We start from the raw sequence: 22,156 nt of genomic DNA on the forward strand, positions 1-22,156 counted from the left end.
CGATTACCCGTATAATTAGCTGACGCGGAACGGTTGCGCCAACGAAAATTGAAGAGAGGAACATTAACCGCGGAGGGGCACGGATTAACACGGCTCTTTGCTACTCTGCTTGCTCCCGTTCAATGTCCTGTCGAAATTCATAGAACACTTTGCTGGGCCCGGGAGGGCACTTTCCGGAGCCAGGATTCGCGAAAATTAGCGAAATTCGCGTAAACGCCGTTTCGACTCTTTCAAACGATCCAACTGCGGTTCGTTCGAACAGCAGGGAGGGTTTCTTCCCCCGTCTCGACTTTCACGCGCCACGCCGGTACGGTTTTTCCCGATGTCACGGGATTACGTGCTGCAGCCGTTCCGGCCGGCCATTCATCTGGAAATCGATTACGCGAACGAGCTGAACGAACAGCAGTGCGCAGCTGTGACAGCGCCTCCCGGCCCCTCGCTCGTGATCGCCGGCGCGGGTTCAGGCAAGACACGAACGCTCACCTACCGCGTTGCGTATCTTCTCGAGCAGGGAATTCCGCCCGATCGCATCCTGCTCCTCACGTTCACGAACAAGGCCGCTCGGGAAATGATGCGGCGCGTCAGCGACTTGCTGGGGCAGGAATTGTCAGAGTTGTGGGGAGGAACGTTTCATTCCGTTGGCAATCGCGTGCTGCGCCTGCACGCTCCGCTGCTCGGATATCAGCGCGATTTCACAATCATGGACCGCGAGGATTCCAAGCATTTGATCACAACGTGCATCGCGGAGGCGGAGATTGATATCAAGGCAACGCGCTTTCCCAAGGCGGAAGTCCTGGGAGACATCTTTTCGATGGCGCTCAACATGCAGCAGGCCATTCCAGAACTTCTGCAGCACCAGTATGAACATTTCGAGGATCTTGCCGCCCAGGTTGAAAAGGTGCAGCAACACTATGTCGAGCGGAAGCGGACGGCGAACGCGATGGATTTTGATGACCTCCTGGCGCTCTGGCTCAAGCTGCTGCGCGAGCATGCGGATGTGAGGGAGCATTACCAGCGACGATTCCAATTTCTGCTTGTGGACGAATACCAGGACACAAACCGCCTGCAGAGCGACCTGATTGATCTCATTGCGGAGCGCAGCCGGAATGTGATGGTGGTGGGTGACGACGCGCAGAGCATTTACGCGTGGCGCGGCGCGAACTTCCAGAACATCCTGAAGTTCCCCGACCGCTACCCGGGCGCGCACATTTACAAGATCGAAACGAATTACCGCAGCACGCCTGAAATTCTCGCCGTTGCCAACGCAGCCATTCGCGGGAACATCAATCAGTTTTCGAAGGAACTCGCGGCAGCTCGGAAATCAGGATGCAAGCCCGTGCTCGTGACGTGCACTGATGCCTCGGAGCAGGCGGGCTTTGTGACGCAACGCGTCCTGGAATTGCGTGACGAAGGGACAAACCTCAACAGCATGGCCGTCCTGTATCGATCACATTTCCACGCGCTCGAATTGCAGCTGGAGCTGACGCGGCGCAACATCCCATTCAGCATCACAAGCGGCATTCGCTTCTTCGAGCAGGCTCATATCAAGGACGTCGCCGCGTATCTCAAACTGGTGTTGAATCCGCGCGACGAGCTTTCCTTCAAGCGGCTGGCTCAGTTGCTGCCGGGCATCGGAGGGAAGGGAGCGGACAAACTCTGGAAACGTTTTTCAGCGGAGTGGGACGCTGTTGCCGGCGGGGTCCAGAATGCGCAGCCAGAGGAATCGAAAGATGCCACAGGCGAACCTCCAAAACTTGCCGCAACCTTGCAGCGCTGCGCTGCGCTCGTTCCGAGGAAGGCGGAGGTCGCGTGGGCGCAATTCGCAACCACGTTCGCACAACTCGAGGCACCCGGCGTTCGAAGCAACGCTTCAAAGATGATTCAACTCGTGATTGAAGCGGGTTACGAGGATTACCTGGCGGAGAACTACACGAACCATGAGACGCGTGTTGACGATCTCGAACAGTTGTCGGTGTTTGCACGGCAGTTTCAGACTGTGAGCGACTTCCTCACTCAATTGGCGCTGCTCACCAATGTCGAGGCCGGCGACGATCGGCCCGCGTCGCGCGATGACGAGCAGATCCGGCTTTCGACGATTCACCAGGCAAAAGGCCTCGAGTTCGATGTCGTGTTTGTGATCATGCTCTGCGACGGCTTGTTCCCGTCGGGGCGATCGTTGGAAAACATCGAAGGCGAGGAGGAGGAGCGCCGCTTGTTCTACGTATCCGTCACGCGCGCCCGCAATGAACTGTACCTGAGCTATCCGCTGGTCCGCGCAATTGCTGGCGGATCGGGCGACATGATGCAGCAGGCTTCGCGATTCCTCCATGAGATCCCGCGTGAACTCCTGGATGAATGGAACCTGCGGCGGTATTGACCCGCGCCCCCGGGATTCAAGCGTCCAGGAATCCCCCCAGCGAAAACCGCGATCTTCTCACGACTTGATCTGAGTCAAAACACATGGCGCAGGTTCGTGTCACAGTGCGTGCATGAACGAAAAGCCGGTGATTGATGCAGCAATCGAAAAAGTTATCTCATTGGAGCAGGAAACACGCTTCGCTCCCAACGGAATTGTCAGCCGCACCTTGTTGCGAACTCCCTTCAGCCGGATTGTGCTGTTTGGATTCGCAGAAGGCCAGGAACTGACGGAGCACACGTCAACCCAGCATGCAGTCATCCAAATTGCCTCGGGCGAATGCGAGTTTTCGCTCGCTGGAAAAATTCACAATTTAAAAGCGGGCGACATGCTCTACATGCCGCCCGGTTTGCCGCATGCCGTACGCGCCACCCAGCAGTTTTCAATGCTGCTCACGCTGTCAAAGCCGGCGCCTGTTGAAGCCACCTCGCCGCTCGCGCTCAATTCCTTTGCAAAGGTTTCATGAGCACCACGGTCCTGGATTTGCGCGAAGAACTGCGCCGCGGCGGTGCTCCGTTTGACCGGATCATGGCCGCTGCAGGAGACCTCGGAATTGGCGGCTCGCTCGTCCTCATCGCGCCCTTTGAGCCCGCGCCATTGTATTCAGTCCTTGGCCGCCTGGGATTCACACATACCAGCGTTGCCAATGACGCGGGGGAGTGGGAGATCCGTTTCGTGCGCAACGCAGCGAACGGGGCGCAGGCCGAAACACCTGCGGCGAAAAGCGCGGTCGCTTCAGAACCGGCAACAAGCTGGGTTGAAATCGACGCGCGCGGTCTCCAGCCACCTGAGCCCCTGGTTAAAATCCTCGAAGCTGTCACCGATCTGCCGCACGCGACCGAATTGCGTGCGCGAACTGATCGGCGCCCCATGCATCTTTATCCGCAGCTGGAAGAACGGGGATTTTCTGGCGTTACCCATGAACAACCTGATGGAAGCTTCATTACCCATATCTGCCGCCGCTAGGCTGGGCACGGCGGCCAAAGCTCCCGCGCTTCCGGCAGTGGCGTCGATCACGCTGCCCCTGCGTTTCATGTTCGCGGGAATTCTGGCGTTGAGCGCGGGAACGGCGTGGCTGATCCTCCAGCCGTCCGTGCTCGCCACCTACCATTACAACCAGCATGTGATCGCGGTGACACATCTCTTCGTGCTGGGCTGGATTTGTTCGGTTGTCATGGGCGCCATGTATCAACTAGTTCCAGTCGCCCTGGAAACGCAACTCCACAGCGAACGCCTCGCGAAAGTTCAATTCGTGTTCCACGTGGTGGGCTTCGCCGGAATGGTTTGGATGCTGCGCGCCTGGAACATGAAACAGGTCGGGCATTTCGGCGCAATCCTTGCATTTGGAGTGCTGCTGTTCATCTACAACATTGCCCGGACGCTCTTGAAGGTTTCTCGCTGGAACGTTGTCGCGATCTCAATCGCGTCAGCCATTTTCTGGATCGGCCTCACCATTCTCGCGGGACTCTCGCTGGCCACAGCCAAGCTGCCGTTCGATCCTGAAGTTCAATCGCTTTCGATTTGGAGCCGCCTGCTCGAACCCGTCGCTGCAACTGTGCGGCAGTTCAATCCCCTGAGCGCGATGCACGCGCATGCGCACCTCGGCGCGATCGGATTCTTCGTGATGCTGATCGTGGGTGTGTCTTACAAGCTGATCCCGATGTTCACGTTGAGCGAAGTGCAGAACACGCGGCGCGCGTTGACCTCTGTGATTCTTCTGAATGCGGGCCTGCTTGGAAGCTTTGTGTCCGTCCTCACATCCAGCCCCGCAAAATTCGGGTTCGCACTGCTGATTGTGTCGGCCCTGGCGCTTTACGGAGTCGAACTGAGTGCGATTTTACGCGCGCGGAAACGCGGTCCGATCGATTGGGGAGTTCGTTACTTTGTCACGGCAGTGGTTCTCCTTGCGCCGCTGTCGATCGTCGGAGTTGTTCTTGCGTGGCCGAAGTTGCCGCTCAACGCATTGACGGGCCAATTGGAAAACGTTTATGGCTTCCTGGGGTTAATCGGAGTGGTGACGTTTGCGATCGCCGGCATGCTCTACAAAATTGTTCCCTTCCTCGTCTGGTTCGGCACCTACAGCCGTCACATTGGAAAGGCAAAGGTTCCTGCGCTGGGTGATCTCTATTCAACCCGGCTGCAGGCCGCCGGCTACGGTCTATTTCTTTCCGGCGTGTTGCTCACGTGCGTTGCAACGTTGCTCGAGCATGCATCGTGCGTTCGGCTTGGATCCGCTTTGATTGGAGGCGCGGTCCTCACACTGATCCTCAATTTCCTCGCCATGCTGCGGCACTTCCTGAGACCGCAACTCACGCCGCTCCGCATCACCACTGTCGTAAAACCCTCATGAACACCATTGAAGTCAACGCCGACGTGATCCTCGAGAATCTCCGACAGGTCATCGATCCTGAGATCAACTGCAACATCGTGGATCTCGGCCTGGTCTATAGCGTCGCGATGAGCGATGGCGTCGTCACGGTGGTGATGACGCTGACGACACCCGGATGCCCAATGCACGAAACGATTTGTTGGGGCGTGAAAAACGTCCTGATGAGCCTGCCAGGCGTGCTCGATGTGGAGGTCGAACTCGTATGGGATCCGCCATGGCATCCATCGATGATGACTCCCGCCGGCCGCCAGGCGACTGGCGCTTCTAATTTTTAACTCACACTAAAAAATCATGAAAAACACTACATCAATTGCTCCAGCACTTGGCGCCGATCGCGTGCTCGACGTTCGGGCAATCCCGTGTTCGATCAAGCATGGCCTGATCCTGCAGACCTTTCGCGACCTGGCTGTCGGCGAATATTTCATCCTGGTGAACGGCCATGACCCTGTGCCGCTTTACTATCAGTTCTCAGCCGAATGGCCGGGAACGTTCAAGTGGCAGCATCTCCTCAAACTGGCCGAAGAGGTTCACGTGAAAATCACGAAGACAGCCGCACTGGCCGGCGTCGGCGAGAATCTCAAATCGTGCCCGTCCGCAACCCCCTGAGCCTGATCCGCAGCAATCCGCGCGTCCCTAGACTGACGCAAACGCGCGACGTTGCTGGACGGCTTTCGCAATGGCGAGCGCAGCGGCTTTGCCAGTCTCTGCGCCGCCATTCATGAATCCCTGGTAATCGTAGCTGCAGTGTTCGCCCGCAAAGAACAGGTTGCCAACGGCGCGCCCCTCTGAGTTGCCAAGGGTTGTCCATTGGCCGGGACGATAACACGCATAGCTGGCCCGGGTGAATGGATGCGTAGGCCAATGGAAACGCTCAACGCGTCCGTTGAACTGGGCGGCGACGCCAGGGAACACTTTGTCGAGCGATGGTAGCATTCGCTTTGCCTGGTCGACCGCAGTGCCGCGCCCCAATTCATCCGTCGCCTTGCCGCCTGAATAGCAACTGAGGCTTCCCACAGTTCCCGGCTGCCTGCGCGAACTGTCCCACGCGAGTTGGAATGGTTCGTCTGAAAAGACATTTCCCGATTCCCCGCGCGTGCGCCATACGCGAGAGTTCGTGCCCATCATCAACTTCGCGTTCATGCCATAACCCAATTCATGAATGGCGCGACGCTTCCATTCAGGAAGTTCCACCTTCAATTCCACCTGCCGCAGCATCGTAAACGGCAGTGTCAGCAGGACGATGTCGGCATCGACCTCGCGTGTTGTGCCATCCTGGTCGAAGACGAGGCGATAGCCGCCGCCGCGCGATTCCACTGCGACCAGCCGCTGTTCCAGCTGAATGCGGTCCTGCACCCGGCGCGCGAGTTCATCCACAATCCTCTGGTTCCCGCCGATGACCTTGAACCGTTCATCGCTGTCGCCAAATAGTTCCACACGCCCGGCTGAAAGGTCGGTTGAAATCATGAAGATCATGTTCAACGCAGATTGCTCGTTCGCCTCCAGTCCGTATTCGGTGACAAACGCGACGTCCAACAACTGCCGCAACCATCCGCGTGCGCCAATGCGGTCGAAATAATCGGCGAGGGACGTGCGATCCAATTCGCGCGCGCCGCCTTCATGCTCGAAGTCCACAACATCCTCCATACGGTCGAAATCCTCCGCAATGAGCGTTGCAACTGGGCGGAAAGCCTCAACGACCTGCGCCGCGGTGTAGTGTGTGTTGCCGAAATAAAATGCCTCGGCATTCAGCGATTCTTCGCCGCGTCCCTGGACATCGAGCCATTTGAGGTCGAATTCCCGCGCAAGCGCGAACATCTCGGCGTGGTTGGAATCCACAAACTCGCCGCCGAGTTCAGTTGTGATCCCGGGATTCAGCAATCCTGTCGCGCTGTACATCCGTCCGCCCGTGCGGCGGCTCGCTTCGTAGATATCCGCGGCGAGGCCGCGTTTTCGGAGTTTGTAGGCAGCGTTCAACCCGGCAATGCCGCCGCCAACGATGGCGATCCTTGGTGTGTTGTGCCGCGGGTTTGGAGTGGAACAGCCGGTCAACCATGATCCCGATCCGACGGCTGCCGCAGCGAGAGCGCTTGTCTTAAGAAAATTGCGGCGGCTGACTGCGGGGCGAATTGGCATTTCGATCAGTTCCGACGCTGCGGGACTATTCCGCCGGTTGGCGAGTCGTGCGACACCAAAGAGCTGTTGAAGCGAACGGAAGAGAGGAGTGCGTGCGTTGTTGTTGCGGGTCATGCGGTTCGATCTAGCAACAAACCTCGAAGGCGAAAAGCCGAAACGCGGAAGTGGTGTGAACGCTGCGGTTCGGATCGCGTGCCTTCAAGGCAGGCGTTCCTTGCGGCAGGCTCGCGGCGTCAGGCTTTTTCCTCTTTCGCCACATTCACAACTGGCTCATCTTACGCCCGTGCCAAATTTGATCGCCATCGTCGGACGTCCGAACGTCGGGAAGTCTGCGCTGTTTAACCGGATCGCAGGACGCCGCATCGCCATCGTTCACGACCAGCCCGGCGTTACCCGCGACCGCGTCAGCGCAGAAGTCGAATGGGCAGGCACCCCGTTCACGCTCATCGATACTGGCGGCATCGGGCTGCTCCGACGCGAAAAATCGACCGACGTCATCACGCGCGCCGCCCTCGACCAGGTGAATCTCGCGATCGAAGCCGCGAACGTCATCCTGCTCGTGGTCAATGTTCAGGAAGGCATTGTGCCGCTCGATCGCGAGGTCGCCCAGCACCTGCGCCGCAGCAACAAGCCCGTGCTCGTCATGGTCAACAAGGTCGATGAGTTCCGTGCGGAAGCCAATGCGGATGAATTTTCCGCGCTCGGCTTTGACAAGATCTTTCCGGTCAGCGCCATTCATGGAATGGGAATTGACGCTGTAATGACTGAAGCGCTGGGACTCCTGCATCCCCCCGAAGCCGTCGCGCCTGCTGTTGAAGCTGTCGAAGGCGAGGAAATTCCTGTCAGCCCCGACGAAGCCCGCATCCGCACTGAACCGCTCAAGCTCGCGATCGTTGGCCGTCCCAACGTCGGAAAGTCGTCCATCATCAACGCGCTCACACAGTCCGAACGCGTCATCGTCAGCCCGATTCCAGGCACGACCCGTGATGCCGTTGATGTTCCGCTGGAAATCGAAACCGAAGGCAAGCGTCAGAAATATATCCTCATCGATACCGCAGGCATTCGCAAAACCCGCAGCATCAACGATTCGATCGAGTTCTTCAGCGTCAAGCGATCCGAAGATTCCATCGCGCGCTGCGATATTGCCATTCTTGTGCTCGATGCGGAGAGCGGAATCCTGGAGCAGGACAAGAAGGTGGCCGACCGCATCGTTGAGGAACGCAAGGCGTGCATTGTCGTGGTCAACAAATGGGATCTCGTCGAGGAACCCGTCCGCAAGGCGCGTGAGGAGGAGATTGAGCGGCGCCGCCGGAAGGATCATCACGCGCGGGAATTGATGACGACGCTCTCTGACTTCGGCGAGTGGGTTCAGGAGAAATTGTTTTTCCTGGATTACGCGCCTGTGATTTTTACGTCCGCCAAGTCAGGTTTCCAATTGGAGCGGCTGCTGGAAGCTGTGCGGTATGTCGCGGCCCAGTTGCAGCAAAAGATCCCGACGGCCATTTTGAATCGCACGCTGCAGGCCGCGGTTGAGCGCCGGCAGCCGGTGAGCTCCGCGGGGCATCGTTTGAAATTCTTCTATGCCACCCAGGTCCGCCAGGCCCCACCAACGTTCCTGTTGTTTGTGAACCGGGACGAACTTTTTTCCGACCAATATAAGAAGTATCTGGCAGACCAAGTGCGCGTGGCGTTCGGGTACGAAGGCTGTCCGCTCATCTTGGTTCCCAAAGCGCGGCCGCGAACCATCGAGCCTGTTCGGAAGTTCAAGAAGGCCAGCCGCAGCTCTTCCGAGGAGCGCGGCACCCGGGCAGCACGTCCCGATCGTGGCAGGGGCCGCCGCCAGCCAGGGCGCCGCCGCGGGCGCTGACTGCCGCATTTGTGCAGGAAAGGGGAGGGTGATAAGGTCCTTTGGCGTTATTGCTTTTAAAACTTATTCACCACTGAGAATAACCTGTGGAAAACCTCAATTTTTCAGCTCAAATTTTAACGATTTTTTGAGCGAACAAGCCTTGAACAATTTTTTTGAGAATTTGCTTGGCGGCACCACGTGTAGTGATAGAGTTGCGGCGCTCCCCAACTAATTGGGGTGTCTCCGGCCTCGGAAGAGAACCCCGGAGGAACGAATTTGCCAAAAATCTGCTTGAAAACCGCAGTTCTTTCTTTGAGCGCCTCGAAGACAAGAACAGGAAAGGAAAATCGAACCATGATCGACGCTCGCGAGGAAGTCTTGCCGTCTGCCGCCCGGCAGCATCGCCGTCGTCCAGCCAAGGTCGCTGGCACGCGCAATCCCAAGTCCGCGAACGGCTCTGGCCGGCGCATGTTGAAGGTGGCGCGGACTTTCAGTGACGCCAAAGTAAAGCCGTTCGATCAACTCGAGTGGGAAAAGCGCATCGCCGAAATTACGGACGACGCGGGCAAGGTCATTTTCAAGCAGGAAGGCGTCGAGGTCCCGAAGTCATGGTCCGTGCTCGCGACGAAGGTCGTCGTCTCCAAATATTTCTACGGCGAACAGAACACGCCGGAGCGGGAAACGTCGGTTCGCCAGCTCATCCATCGCATCTGTCGCACGATCGCCGATTGGGGTATCAAGGACGGCTATTTCAGCAAGGCGGATGGCGAAGTGTTTTATGACGAACTGACATGGCTCTGCGTCAACCAATATGGCGCATTCAATTCTCCCGTTTGGTTCAACGTCGGCCTGTTCCATCAATACGGCGTCGGCAAGAATTCGGGCAAGGGCAACTGGGTCTACAATCGCAAGACAGGCGAGGCGGAACGCGCCTTCACCCAATACGAATATCCGCAGACCAGCGCGTGCTTCATCCAATCGGTCGACGACAACATGGAATCGATCATGCGCCTGGCCTATAGCGAGGCGATGCTTTTCAAGTTCGGTTCGGGCACGGGCACTGACCTTTCCCCGATTCGTTCGAGCAAGGAGAAGCTGAGCGGCGGCGGACGGCCGAGCGGTCCCATGTCGTTCCTGAAAGTGTACGACCAGGTCGCGAATGTCGTGAAGTCCGGCGGCAAGACCCGCCGCGCTGCAAAGATGAACACGCTGCGCGACTGGCATGGTGACATCGAGGAATTCATCGACGCCAAGCAGAGGGAAGAGAAGAAGGCATGGGCGTTGATCGAGCAGGGTTACGACGGCTCGTACAATGGCGATGCTTATGGCAGCGTGATGTACCAGAACGAGAATCTCTCCGTTCGCGCCAGCGATGAATTCATGCAGTCGGCATTGGAAGGCCGTGAGTGGTGGACCCGTTCCGTTTGCAGCGGCAAACCGCTCCAGAAGAAGGACGCCAACACGCTGCTCAACAAGATCGCTGAAGGCACCTGGGTTTGCGGAGATCCCGGAATGCAGTATGACGGCCCGATTCAGAAATGGCATACGTGCAAGGGCACGGAGCCAATTCATTCAACGAATCCCTGCTCTGAATACGTTTTCATCAACAACACCGCCTGCAACCTGGCGTCGTTGAACCTGATGAAGTTCAAGCGTGAGGATGGAAAATTTGACGTCGATCGCTACAAGGCGGCGGTTCGTATTTATATCACTGCGCAGGAAATCCTCGTCGACAACGCAAGCTATCCCACCAAGGACATTGCGGAGAATTCCCATATCTTCCGCACGCTGGGCCTCGGTTACGCCAATTTGGGATCGCTCATCATGAGCTACGGTTTGCCCTACGATTCCAACGAAGGCCGCGCCCTTGCAGGGGCCTTGACTGCGATCATGACGGGCCATGCCTACGAGCAGAGTGCCGAGATTGCGAGCGCCATTGGAGCCTTTCCGGGTTATCGCGATGCGCGTTGCGCCCACATTTCCAAGCCGCTCGCGAAGGATAATGTCGAATCCATGCTCAATGTCATCAAGCTGCACCGCGATGCCGTCGAAGAGATTCACCCGAGCGAGGACTTTGGTTACTTGAAGGATGAAGCGCGGCGTTGCTGGGACGGTGCTCTTGATCGCGGGCAGAAGGCCGGTTACCGCAACGCGCAGGTGACGGTGCTCGCGCCGACGGGAACGATCGCGTTCCTGATGGATTGCGACACGACCGGTGTTGAGCCTGACATTGCTCTCGTGAAATATAAGCTGCTGGCAGGCGGCGGGATGTTGAAAATTGTGAACCGCACCGTCGACCAGGCATTGCACCGCCTTGGCTACAACAAGACGGAAATCCAGGCGATCATTGCGCACGTGGAGAAGTTCGACACGATCGAAGATGTCGAGGACAACGGCGCGACTGTGCGCAGCGGGCTCAAGCCCGAGCATCTCGCGGTGTTCGATTGCGCGTTCAAGGCGTATCGTGGCAAGCGCAGCATCAATTACATGGCCCACCTGAAAATGATGGGCGCGGCGCAGCCGTTCATCAGCGGCGCGATTTCCAAGACCGTGAACATGCCGACCGAATGCACGGCCGCCGACGTTCGCGATGCTTACATTCAAGCCTGGAAGATGGGATTGAAGTGCGTGGCGATCTATCGCGACGGCTCCAAGCGTTCGCAACCGCTTAACACCCGCAAAACCAACGAAGGTGGCGAAAAGGTTTCCACCGGCTCTGTTGAGACGGCATCGCTCGAAGGCCGGATCAAGGAACTCGATCTCGAAGTGGCGAAGTATCGCGAGGCTTCCGGCAAGCCGTTGCGCCGCCGCCTCGCCGAAACACGGCCAGCCATCACCCACAAATTCGACATCGCGGGCCACGAGGGTTACCTCACGGTTGGATTGTTCGAGGATGGAAATCCCGGCGAACTCTTCATCACGATGGCGAAGGAAGGTTCGACGATCGGCGGCTTGATGGACGGCATCGGCACCTTGACCAGCATGGCGCTTCAATACGGCGTTCCGCTGGACGCCTTGGTCAAGAAATTCGCGCATCAACGCTTCGAGCCTTCCGGCTTCACCAAGAACCCGGAAATCCGCAATGCATCATCGATTACGGATTACGTGTTCCGCTGGATGGCGCTGCAGTTCATTCCTGGATATCGCGAAACGAATTCCGCCGTGCGCCAGCAGCCTGAGCTGGCAATGCCTGGATTACTTGAAGAGCTGAAAAAAAAAGTGAATCGCCCGGTGCCTGACCTTGCGATCGCTGAGGACTCAGAAGTTCTGAACGTCAAGACGAGCAGCGGCAACGGCCAAAAGGATCGTGTGGTACGATCGCTGAGCGATTCCGTCGCGCACTTCCAGCAGGATGCGCCGACCTGTCCGAACTGTGGCCACGTCGCCGTCCGCAACGGCGCCTGCTACAAGTGCCTGAACTGCGGCGAAAGCCTGGGCTGCAGTTAGTCCCCCGGCGAGGCGCAACAACATTCGAAATCGGAGGGCCTCAAACCCTCCGATTTTTTTTGGGCCAACGGAGAGTGGCCGTCCCGGCCACAGGAACACTCGAAAATCCGTGTTTAAAAAGATTTGCCCTCTCCTTTTTCTCCGCGATCTCTGCGCCCTACTGTCAAAAGTCCAGTTGCTGACGAATCAGTAGAAGAATCGGAAAACCACGAAACACACACGGCGGCAGAGCCGCAACCAAAACGCGAAAGGGAAAAAACGGGTTTACGCGAATTACGCGAATTTTCGCGAATTCAAGAGAAGTTTAACCACGGATGCGAATCACACGAAATCCGAGAACGGCCGAACGGGTTGACGCGAATTCCGGTAATTCTCGGGAACTTTCTGCTTATTTCGCCTGGTTCGGGTGATTCGTGGTTGTACGCTTCTCCTGCTGATCCGTATTCGTCAGTATCATTGGCACACTGCGGGAAGCACCTCACGCTTGGCACGTTGCCGCGCCGGCACATATATTCCCCGGGTGATTGATACGGAACAGAAGCTCGCGGATTTCCTCAAGGTGCTGGAAAGCGCGACGTGGATTGCTGTCGATACCGAGGCTGACAGCCTGCACGCCTACCCCGAAAAGGTGTGCCTTATTCAAATCAGCACGGCTGACGGCGACTTCCTGGTGGATCCGCTGGCTGACATGCGCCTGGATCCGCTCCTCGAGGCGTTGAACGGACACGAACTGATCATGCATGGCGCGGATTACGATCTGCGACTTCTGCTGAAGCACCACGAATTTGTTCCAACCGCCATTTTCGATACCATGCTCGCGGCGCGGCTCCTCGGGGAACGGCAGTTCGGCTATAGCAGCCTGGTTGAACGATACCTGCAGGTGAAGCTCGAGAAGGGGCCGCAAAAGGCAAATTGGGCAATACGGCCACTAACCGAGCGAATGGAGAAATATGCGAGGAACGACACCCACTATCTCCGCAGCCTGGAAGACAAATTGCGGGCGGAACTCGAGGCGAAAGGCCGTCTGGGATGGCATCAGGAATCCTGCGTGCGGCTGATCCAGGAATGCACCACGCCCCGGCCGGTGGACGAGGAATCGATCTGGCGCATCAAGGGAAGTCATGCGCTGGACCGTCCCGCGCTCGCCGTGTTGCGGGAGCTTTGGAAGTGGCGCGAGGAGGAGGCGACTCTCGCAAACCGGCCGCCGTTCTTCGTGCTGAGCCACGAGACCATGGTCGCGCTCGCAAACGCCGGCGGACTGAAGCATTCGGTTCACACATTGTTGCCCCGGAACATTTCGGACCGCCGCCGCTCGGGAATCCTCCAAGCGATCTCGCGGGGCAGGGCCGTCACTTCTGAAAAGCTGCCGCGGCTCCTCGTTCATCGGAGCCATCGGCCAACCGAGGCCGAACGCCGGCGTTTTCTGGAATTGCAAACGCGGCGGGATCAGCGCGCCACCGAGCTCGGAATCGATCCCACACTGATCGCCAGCCGCGCTACCCTTAGTGATCTGGCACGTGACGAAAAGGCGCACGCGGCCGATTTGATGGGCTGGCAACGCGCATTGATGGGAATGAATTAACGACCGCGGGAGGTCAAAAAAAAATTTCTACGGACCCCGATGGCTGCTTACGGGTGCAAGCTTTCCGAAATGGGGCCAATACCCCATGTGAGCGTTTAAAACACCTCCCTAGGTTCTGCCTGTTCCTGGATTCGCTAGAACGCGACAGTTCTCGTTTTTGAGTCTGCCGCAGTGTTGTCCAGTACATGTGTTGATATGAAGACGAAACCACTTTCGAGAACGACTACCACGGCCAGGCCGACGCCTGCGTCGCTCCCACGGGTATCCACGCCTAAAACCCCGAAGCTCAAGACCACTGCTAGTGGCAAAGCGAACGCACGCAACGGCGGCGAACCTGGGCAGGTGAACTCGGTGGAACTGCTTTCCGCGCTGGTCGCCATCAAGAATGGGGACTTTACCGTTCGATTGCCCCTCTCGTGGACCGGGGTCGGTGGCAAAGTCGCCGATTGCTTCAACGAAGTGGCGGAATTGATGTCACATTCGACGAGCGAATTGAGCCGGGTCAGCCGCGTCGTGGGCAAGGAAGGCAAGATCCAGGAACGTCTTTCGCTCGGATTGGTCACGGGCGCCTGGGCTGAACGCGTGCACTCCGTCAATACGCTCATTGATTGCCTCGCGCATCCCGTCAGCGAAACCGCCCGCGTCATCGGCGCTGTGGCCAAAGGCGATCTCTCGCAAACGATGGCGCTGGAAATCGATGGACACCGCCTCGAGGGCGAATTTCTTCGAACCGCAAAAACGGTCAACACGATGGTCAACCAGCTCGGCGCGTTCGCATCTGAGGTAAACCGCGTGGCGCGCGAAGTGGGAACCGAAGGAAAACTTGGCGGCCAGGCGAAGGTCAAGGGCGTCGCAGGCACGTGGAAGGACCTTACCGATAACGTGAACCTGATGGCTTCGAACCTGACGTCTCAGGTGCGTAACATCGCGACAGTCACCACGGCGGTGGCGAATGGCGACCTTACCAAGAAGATCACGGTGGACGTCCGCGGCGAATTTCTCGAACTGAAGGACACGATCAACACGATGGTGGACCAATTGCGCTCATTTGCATCGGAAGTGACCCGCGTGGCGCGCGAAGTGGGAACGGAAGGAAAGCTGGGCGGCCAGGCGAAGGTTGAGGGTGTCTCGGGAACGTGGAAGGACCTTACCGATTCGGTGAATTCGATGGCAGGCAATCTGACGGCGCAGGTGCGCAATATTGCCGCGGTGACCACGGCGGTTGCCAATGGCGACCTTTCAAAGAAGATCACGGTCGATGTCAAAGGCGAAATCCTCGAGTTGAAGAACACCATCAACACGATGGTGGATCAGCTCTCCTCGTTTGCTGCGGAAGTCACACGCGTGGCGCGCGAAGTCGGAACTGAAGGCAAGCTCGGCGGCCAGGCGCAGGTGCGCGGCGTGGCGGGCACATGGAAAGATCTCACGGATTCAGTCAATTCAATGGCGGGCAACCTGACTGCCCAGGTGCGTAACATCGCTGAGGTCACGACGGCGGTTGCCAATGGCGACCTTTCAAAGAAGATCACCGTCGACGTCAAAGGCGAAATCCTGCAGCTCAAAGACACCATCAATACAATGGTGGACCAGCTTCGTTCCTTTGCGGCGGAAGTGACGCGTGTCGCGCGCGAAGTGGGAACGGAAGGCAAGCTTGGCGGCCAGGCGGAGGTGAAAGGCGTGTCGGGAACGTGGAAGGATCTCACGGATTCCGTCAATCTGATGGCCGCAAATCTCACTGCGCAGGTGCGTAATATTGCTGCCGTAACCACCGCTGTCGCCAATGGCGATCTCTCGAAGAAAATTACTGTCGACGTCAAAGGTGAGATCCTGGAGCTGAAGAACACCATCAACACGATGGTCGATCAGTTGCGTTCGTTTGCTGCGGAAGTGACGCGTGTCGCGCGCGAAGTCGGAACGGAAGGCAAACTCGGCGGACAGGCGGATGTGAAAGGCGTGGCGGGGACGTGGAAGGATCTCACGGATTCCGTCAATTCCATGGCATCGAACCTCACGGCGCAGGTTCGCAATATTGCAACGGTGACAACTGCTGTGGCGAACGGCGATCTCTCGAAGAAGATCACGGTCGACGTCAAAGGCGAAATCCTCGAGCTGAAAAACACGATCAACACAATGGTCGATCAGCTTTCATCGTTCGCCGCGGAGGTGACGCGCGTGGCTCGTGAAGTGGGAACGGAAGGCAAACTGGGCGGACAGGCGGATGTTAAAGGGGTGGCAGGAACGTGGAAGGACCTCACGGATTCCGTCAATTCCATGGCGGGCAACCTGACTGCACAGGTGCGTAATATCGCTGAAGTGACGACCGCCGTGGCCAATGGAGATCTGTCCAAGAAGATCACCGTCGACGTCAAAGGTGAAATTCTTGAATTGAAGAACACCATCAACACGATGGTGGATCAGTTGCGTTCGTTTGCGGCGGAAGTGACGCGCGTGGCGCGTGAAGTGGGAACGGAAGGCAAGCTGGGCGGCCAGGCAGACGTGAAGGGCGTGGCAGGAACGTGGAAGGATCTCACGGATTCCGTGAATTCCATGGCGTCGAACCTGACTGCGCAGGTCCGCAACATTGCGGCGGTTACGACTGCGGTTGCAAACGGCGACCTGACCAAGAAAATCACAGTCGACGTCAAAGGCGAAATTCTCGAGCTGAAGAACACGATCAACACGATGGTGGATCAGCTATCGTCATTCGCCGCCGAAGTCACGCGTGTGGCTCGCGAAGTGGGAACGGAAGGCAAACTGGGCGGACAGGCTGAAGTCAAAGGTGTCGCGGGCACCTGGAAGGATCTTACGGATTCCGTGAATTCCATGGCAGGCAATCTGACTGCGCAGGTCCGCAACATCGCCGCTGTGACCACGGCGGTTGCGAACGGCGATCTTTCCAAGAAAATCACGGTGGATGTCAAAGGTGAGATTCTGGAGCTCAAGGACACGATCAACACGATGGTTGATCAGTTGCGTTCGTTCGCATCGGAGGTGACGCGTGTCGCACGTGAAGTGGGCTCGGAAGGCAAGCTGGGCGGGCAGGCGGACGTGCGAGGCCTTGCGGGTGTATGGAAGGATCTGACCGACAATGTGAACTTCATGGCGTCGAACCTCACGACGCAGGTCCGCAACATCGCAGCCGTGACCACGGCCGTGGCCAATGGCGATCTCACAAAGAAAATCACCGTCGATGTCAAAGGCGAAATCCTTGAGTTGAAGAACACGGTGAACACGATGGTGGACCAGCTGTCATCGTTCGCCGACGAAGTGACGCGTGTCGCCCGCGAAGTGGGAACGGAAGGCAAACTGGGCGGGCAGGCGCAGGTAAAGGGCGTGTCGGGCACATGGAAGGATCTCACAGACAATGTGAATTTCATGGCATCAAACCTGACGAATCAGGTGCGAGGCATTGCGAAGGTTGTGACGGCGGTCGCGAATGGCGATCTCAAGCGCAAACTGCTGGTTGAGGCGAAGGGCGAAATTGCCGAGCTGGCTGATACCATCAACAGCATGATTGACACGCTCGCGACGTTTGCAGACCAGGTCACGACGGTCGCGCGCGAAGTCGGTGTTGAGGGCAAGCTGGGGGGCCAGGCGAGCGTGCCGGGCGCGGCGGGCACGTGGAAGGATCTGACCGAAAACGTGAATCAACTCGCGGCCAATCTGAGCACACAGGTGCGCGCGATTGCGGACGTTGCAACTGCGGTGACCAAAGGCGACCTGACTCGCTTCATTCAGGTGGATGCCCGCGGCGAAGTGGCCGCGCTGAAGGACAACATCAACGAGATGATCCGCAACCTGAAGGACACAACCATCAAGAACAACGAGCAGGACTGGCTCAAGACCAACCTGACGAAGTTCACGCGGATGTTGCAGGGTCAGAAGGACATGCTCACGGTCGGCAAGCTGATCCTTTCCGAGCTCGCGCCCGTGGTCTCGGCCCAGCACGGCGTGTTCTATGTGATGGAGACGCCCAAGGACGAAGGCGCCGAAACGCCGGAACACAACGAACCGTATTTGAAGCTGCTGGCGAGTTACGCTTTCAGGAATCGCAAGAACATGGGAAATCGCTTCATGCTCGGCGAAGGGCTTGTCGGCCAGGCCGCGCTGGAACGCGAACGCATCCTGATCACCAGCGCTCCCGACGATTACGTGGAGATCACGTCGGGCCTTGGCCAGGCGCCGCCGACCAACATCATCGTGCTGCCTGTCCTGTTTGAAGGGCAGGTCAAGGCGGTAATGGAACTTTCCTCCTTTGAAAAGTTCAGTGCCATTCACCAGGCCTTCCTGGATCAATTGGTCGAATCGATCGGCATCGTGTTGAACACGATCGAGGCCAACACGCGAACCGAGGATCTGCTGAAGCAGTCACAATCTCTCGCGAAGGAACTGCAAAGCCGGCAGGAGGAATTGCAGAACACGAACGAGGAGCTGCAGGACAAGGCCAAGTTGCTGGCCGAGCAGAACGCGGAAGTCGAACGCAAGAATCGCGAAGTCGAGCAGGCGCGCCAGGCACTCGAAGAAAAGGCGGAGCAGCTCGCGCTTACGTCCAAATACAAATCCGAGTTTCTTGCGAACATGTCGCACGAATTGCGCACGCCGCTTAACAGCCTGCTCATTCTTGCCGACCAGCTGGCGCAAAACATCGAGGGCAACCTCACGGCCAAGCAGGTGGAATTCGCCAGAACGATCCATGCCTCAGGCAACGACCTGCTCAGCCTCATCAATGACATTCTCGACCTGTCGAAGATCGAATCGGGCACGGTCACCGTGGACATCGCCGCGCTGCGCTTCTCCGACCTCCGCGATTATGTGGACCGCACATTCCGTCATGTCGCCGAAGCCAAGGGAGTGGACTTCGAAATCGAAGTGGATTCGGAGCTGCCGGCGAGCATGTTCACCGACACCCAGCGGCTGGAGCAGGTGATTCGCAATCTCCTTTCAAACGCATTCAAGTTCACCGAGAAAGGGCAGGTGCTGATGAAGGTTGCTGCCGTTACCGAAGGCTGGAATCCGGAGAACGAGGTGTTGTACCATGCGCGCTCCGTCATAGCGTTCTCGGTGACAGACACCGGCATTGGGATTGCGCCGGAGAAGCAGCAGATCATCTTTGAAGCCTTCCAGCAGGCGGATGGCAGCACGAGCCGCAAGTACGGCGGGACGGGGCTGGGCCTGGCGATCAGCCGCGAAATTGCGCGTCTGCTGGGCGGGGAGATCCGGCTGGCGAGCGCTCTCGGCCAGGGAAGCACCTTTACGCTCTACCTGCCGCAGACCCACGTGCCAATGCGCTCGGTGCGCAAGGAAAGCACGCTGCAGCAGACCGAGGATGGCCGCCTGATCACCACGCCGCTGCTTTCGCAGGACGTTTCCGATGGCCAGGATTCCGGGCCGTTCGACACATCAGTGGAGGATGATCGCGGGAAAATCTTACCAACCGACAAGGTGCTGTTGATCGTGGAAGATGATCCCAACTACGCGCGGATCCTTCTCGAAATGGCACATGACAAAGGCTTCAAAGGCATCATTGCCCATTCTGGCGCCACAGCGTTGGCGATGGCCCGGGAGTTCAAGCCAGCTGCAGTCACGCTCGACATCCGGCTGCCTGATGTGAACGGTTGGAAGGTGCTCGACCGTTTGAAGATCGACCTCGCCACTCGGCATATACCGATTCACGTGATTGCCGTGGACCTCGACGAAACCTCGAGCCGCCTGGCAGGTGCGTTCGGGTTCCTGACGAAATCGGAATCGAAGGATTCGCTGGAGAAGGCATTCGACGAATTGAAGGAATTCACGGATCGCCCGGTCAAGAATCTCCTGGTCGTTGAAGACGACGAGATTCAGAGCATGCATCTTCGCGAACTGGTCGGGAATGGCGACGTGAAGACAACGATTGTCGGGTCCGGCCGCGAGGCGCTTGATGCCATCCACACGGACAAGTTCGATTGCGTGGTCATGGACCTGGGATTGCCCGACATGTCGGGAGCGGAGTTGCTGGAACAAATTCGCAAGGAAAGCAGCACCGCTGCAATTCCCGTGATCGTTCATACGGCGCGCGAGTTGCCCCGCGACGAATCCGATCACTTGAAGGAACTGGCAGAGTCGATCGTGGTCAAGGACGCGCGTTCTCCCGAGCGGTTGCTCGATGAAACCGCAATGTGGCTGCATCGCGACGTATCCAAGCTTCCAGAGAAGCAGCGCCGAATGCTGGAGTCACTGCATCAGCGGGTCCTCGAAGGCAAGAAGGTCCTGGTCGTGGACGACGACATCCGGAATATCTTCGCGATGACCAGCGTGCTGGAACGGTTCAAGATGGACGTGGTTTCTGCGGAGAACGGCAGGGACGCCATCGACCTGCTGAATGAGCATCGCAATTTTGACGTGGTTCTCATGGATATCATGCTGCCGACGATGGACGGCTATACAACGATCCGTTCCATCCGCGAGCTGCCGGAATTCAAGGAGCTGCCGATCATTGCAGTGACAGCAAAGGCGATGAAGGGGGACCGCGAGAAATGCATTGCCGCCGGGGCTTCGGATTACCTGTGCAAGCCCGTTGATTCGGAACAACTCCGATCGACGCTGCACCTTTGGTTGCATCGCTGACGCCATGAACACAACGCTCAACGAGGCCGCATCCATTCAGTCCACAAACGGTAATGCCATCGAGGCAGCCGTCAGCCCGGCGAACATCCTGCTGGTGGACGATCGGGCTGATAAAATGCTGGCGGTGGAGGCGATCCTGGCGCCGCTGGGACAGAACCTCGTGAAGGCGCGTTCCGGGAAGGAGGCGTTGCGGCACCTGTTGCGCCAGGATTTCGCGGTGATCCTGCTGGACGTGGCAATGCCTGGGATGGACGGTTTTGAGACCGCGTCATTGATCCGGAAGCGGCCGCGCTCGGAGCACACCCCGATCATCTTTGTCACGTCGATCAGCAATTCGGAGAACAACATCGTCCAGGGATATTCACTCGGCGCGGTGGATTACATCATCACGCCTATCACTCCTGAAGTCCTGCGCTCCAAGGTTTCGGTGTTCGTGGAGTTGCATCGCAAAACGGAATTGATTCGCAAGCAGTCGGAGCAATTGCGCTGCGTCGAACAGGCCCGTCATGAACGGGCCCTTGCCGAAGCGACGGATCGCCTGGAGGCGGAGACGAAGCGGAATCGTTTCTTCACGCTCGCGATCGATCTGCTGGGCATCGCAGATTTCAACGGCTACTTTCTGCAGATCAATCCCTCGTGGGAGAAGGTGCTCGGCTACTCTGAGGAGGAGTTGAAGTCGAAGTCAGGCCTGGAGTTTGCGCATCCTGATGATCGCGAGGCGATGGCTTTTCATTTCGAGAAGCTCAAGCGCGATAATTCACCGATTTATTTTGAAGGGCGCTATCTTTGTCGTGATGGTTCCTATTGCTGGCTGGCCTGGACGGCGGCGCCGTTTGCGTCAGAGCAGTTGATCTACATCTTTGCCCGCGACATCACGGCTCGCAAAGCGGCGGAGGAGGAGATCAAGGGATTGAACCGCGAACTCAACCGCAGGATCCGGGATCTCACCGAGGTCAACAAGGAACTGGAAAGCTTTAACTACTCGATTTCCCATGACCTGCGGGCTCCGCTGCGTTCGATTGCGAGCTTCACGCAGGTGGTATTGGCCCAGTACGACAATGTGTTGCCGGCGGAGGCGCAGGATTACCTGATGCGCGTTGAGAACGCGGCCAAATACATGGACAAGCTGCTGATGGACCTGCTGGATTACAGCCGTCTCAGCCGTTCTGAAATCACCCTTGGGCCTGTCAGCCTTGAGAGCGCCGTCAGCGACGTCCTGTTTTCAATCGACCAGGAAATTCGCGCCAGACAGGCTGAAGTGGAGGTGGTGCGGCCTCTCGGGTTTGTGATTGGCCACCCGGCAACCATCCGCCAGATTCTGTTCAACCTCGTCGCAAACGCCTTGAAGTTCACGGCACCCACGCAGAAGCCGCGAATTGAAGTGCGATCGGATTCGACTGATGGGTATTTGCGCGTGGTCGTCCAGGACAATGGGATCGGAATTCCACCGCAGTTTCACAAGAAGATCTTCGGCTTGTTTCAACGATTGCATTCGCACAACGCCTATCCAGGAACGGGTGTCGGGCTCGCCATGGTGCAGAAAGGCGTGGAACGCATGGCTGGCCGGTTCGGCGTGGAATCCGAGACAGGGAAGGGCAGCCGTTTCTGGTTCATGCTGCGCGCGTCCGAGGAAGGATCCGATGAACAATTGGACTTTGCATCCGAGATGAACAAGGTCGCCGTGAGTTCCCTGTGATTGGCGGCTAAGGACATCGCGCCGCGACGTTCGCGTCACGC

The 22,156-nt window shown here is 57.9% G+C and carries 12 protein-coding genes; 11 read left to right on the forward strand and 1 reads right to left on the reverse strand.

Going from position 1 to position 22,156, the window contains the following annotated elements:
- Window positions 1-322: 322 nt before the first annotated feature.
- The 6 genes from VEH04_00690 to VEH04_00715 all read left to right on the forward strand — a co-directional run bounded on the left by VEH04_00690 (window position 323) and on the right by VEH04_00715 (window position 5,411).
- Window positions 323-2,377, forward strand: coding sequence for a UvrD-helicase domain-containing protein (locus VEH04_00690; GenBank protein ID HYG21267.1), 2,055 nt, complete (start codon window positions 323-325; stop codon window positions 2,375-2,377).
- A gap of 112 nt (window positions 2,378-2,489) precedes the next feature.
- On the forward strand, window positions 2,490-2,882 hold the full coding sequence (locus VEH04_00695; GenBank protein HYG21268.1) for a cupin domain-containing protein: 393 nt from the start codon (window positions 2,490-2,492) through the stop codon (window positions 2,880-2,882).
- Window positions 2,879-3,382 (forward strand): DUF2249 domain-containing protein, encoded by a 504-nt coding sequence (locus VEH04_00700; protein HYG21269.1) that lies wholly within the window; start codon window positions 2,879-2,881, stop codon window positions 3,380-3,382. The genes VEH04_00695 and VEH04_00700 overlap by 4 nt, the downstream gene beginning before the upstream one ends.
- The gene (locus VEH04_00705) at window positions 3,348-4,766 is read left to right on the forward strand and encodes a hypothetical protein (GenBank protein ID HYG21270.1); all 1,419 of its coding nucleotides are present in this window, start codon (window positions 3,348-3,350) and stop codon (window positions 4,764-4,766) included. Before VEH04_00700 ends, VEH04_00705 begins: the two co-directional genes overlap by 35 nt.
- Window positions 4,763-5,080: a metal-sulfur cluster assembly factor gene (locus VEH04_00710; GenBank protein ID HYG21271.1), complete on the forward strand. Its 318-nt coding sequence runs from the start codon at window positions 4,763-4,765 to the stop codon at window positions 5,078-5,080. Before VEH04_00705 ends, VEH04_00710 begins: the two co-directional genes overlap by 4 nt.
- Before the next feature lie 16 nt (window positions 5,081-5,096).
- A complete protein-coding gene (locus VEH04_00715; protein ID HYG21272.1) occupies window positions 5,097-5,411 on the forward strand; it encodes a DUF2249 domain-containing protein in 315 nt (104 codons plus the stop codon).
- 27 nt (window positions 5,412-5,438) lie between these two features.
- On the opposite strand, the gene VEH04_00720 is transcribed toward VEH04_00715, so the two are convergent.
- Window positions 5,439-7,052, reverse strand: coding sequence for an FAD-dependent oxidoreductase (locus VEH04_00720; protein HYG21273.1), 1,614 nt, complete (start codon window positions 7,050-7,052; stop codon window positions 5,439-5,441).
- A 169-nt stretch (window positions 7,053-7,221) separates the two neighbouring features.
- On the opposite strand from VEH04_00720, the gene der reads away from it, so the two are divergent.
- The 5 genes from der to VEH04_00745 all read left to right on the forward strand — a co-directional run bounded on the left by der (window position 7,222) and on the right by VEH04_00745 (window position 22,115).
- The gene (gene der / locus VEH04_00725) at window positions 7,222-8,805 is read left to right on the forward strand and encodes a ribosome biogenesis GTPase Der (GenBank protein HYG21274.1); all 1,584 of its coding nucleotides are present in this window, start codon (window positions 7,222-7,224) and stop codon (window positions 8,803-8,805) included.
- Window positions 8,806-9,141: 336 nt separating this feature from the next.
- Window positions 9,142-12,234: a vitamin B12-dependent ribonucleotide reductase gene (locus VEH04_00730; GenBank protein ID HYG21275.1), complete on the forward strand. Its 3,093-nt coding sequence runs from the start codon at window positions 9,142-9,144 to the stop codon at window positions 12,232-12,234.
- Between the two features lie 484 nt (window positions 12,235-12,718).
- Entirely contained in the window at window positions 12,719-13,816 is a 1,098-nt protein-coding gene (locus VEH04_00735; GenBank protein HYG21276.1) for an HRDC domain-containing protein, read from the forward strand.
- 195 nt (window positions 13,817-14,011) lie between these two features.
- Window positions 14,012-20,419: a HAMP domain-containing protein gene (locus tag VEH04_00740; GenBank protein ID HYG21277.1), complete on the forward strand. Its 6,408-nt coding sequence runs from the start codon at window positions 14,012-14,014 to the stop codon at window positions 20,417-20,419.
- A gap of 4 nt (window positions 20,420-20,423) precedes the next feature.
- Entirely contained in the window at window positions 20,424-22,115 is a 1,692-nt protein-coding gene (locus tag VEH04_00745; protein ID HYG21278.1) for an ATP-binding protein, read from the forward strand.
- Window positions 22,116-22,156 lie beyond the last annotated feature (41 nt).

Source organism: Verrucomicrobiia bacterium (assembly GCA_035629175.1).
Taxonomy (GTDB): domain Bacteria; phylum Verrucomicrobiota; class Verrucomicrobiia; order Limisphaerales; family DASXHY01; genus DASXHY01.

What these genes read in the sequence shown, in the direction of transcription:
- VEH04_00690 (HYG21267.1), top strand. Translation starts at nt 323, where the DNA reads ATGTCACGGGATTACGTGCTGCAGCCGTTCCGGCCGGCCATTCATCTG.
- VEH04_00695 (HYG21268.1), top strand. Translation starts at nt 2,490, where the DNA reads ATGAACGAAAAGCCGGTGATTGATGCAGCAATCGAAAAAGTTATCTCA.
- VEH04_00700 (HYG21269.1), top strand. Translation starts at nt 2,879, where the DNA reads ATGAGCACCACGGTCCTGGATTTGCGCGAAGAACTGCGCCGCGGCGGT.
- VEH04_00705 (HYG21270.1), top strand. Translation starts at nt 3,348, where the DNA reads ATGGAAGCTTCATTACCCATATCTGCCGCCGCTAGGCTGGGCACGGCG.
- VEH04_00710 (HYG21271.1), top strand. Translation starts at nt 4,763, where the DNA reads ATGAACACCATTGAAGTCAACGCCGACGTGATCCTCGAGAATCTCCGA.
- VEH04_00715 (HYG21272.1), top strand. Translation starts at nt 5,097, where the DNA reads ATGAAAAACACTACATCAATTGCTCCAGCACTTGGCGCCGATCGCGTG.
- VEH04_00720 (HYG21273.1), bottom strand. Translation starts at nt 7,052, where the DNA reads ATGACCCGCAACAACAACGCACGCACTCCTCTCTTCCGTTCGCTTCAA.
- VEH04_00730 (HYG21275.1), top strand. Translation starts at nt 9,142, where the DNA reads ATGATCGACGCTCGCGAGGAAGTCTTGCCGTCTGCCGCCCGGCAGCAT.
- VEH04_00740 (HYG21277.1), top strand. Translation starts at nt 14,012, where the DNA reads ATGAAGACGAAACCACTTTCGAGAACGACTACCACGGCCAGGCCGACG.
- VEH04_00745 (HYG21278.1), top strand. Translation starts at nt 20,424, where the DNA reads ATGAACACAACGCTCAACGAGGCCGCATCCATTCAGTCCACAAACGGT.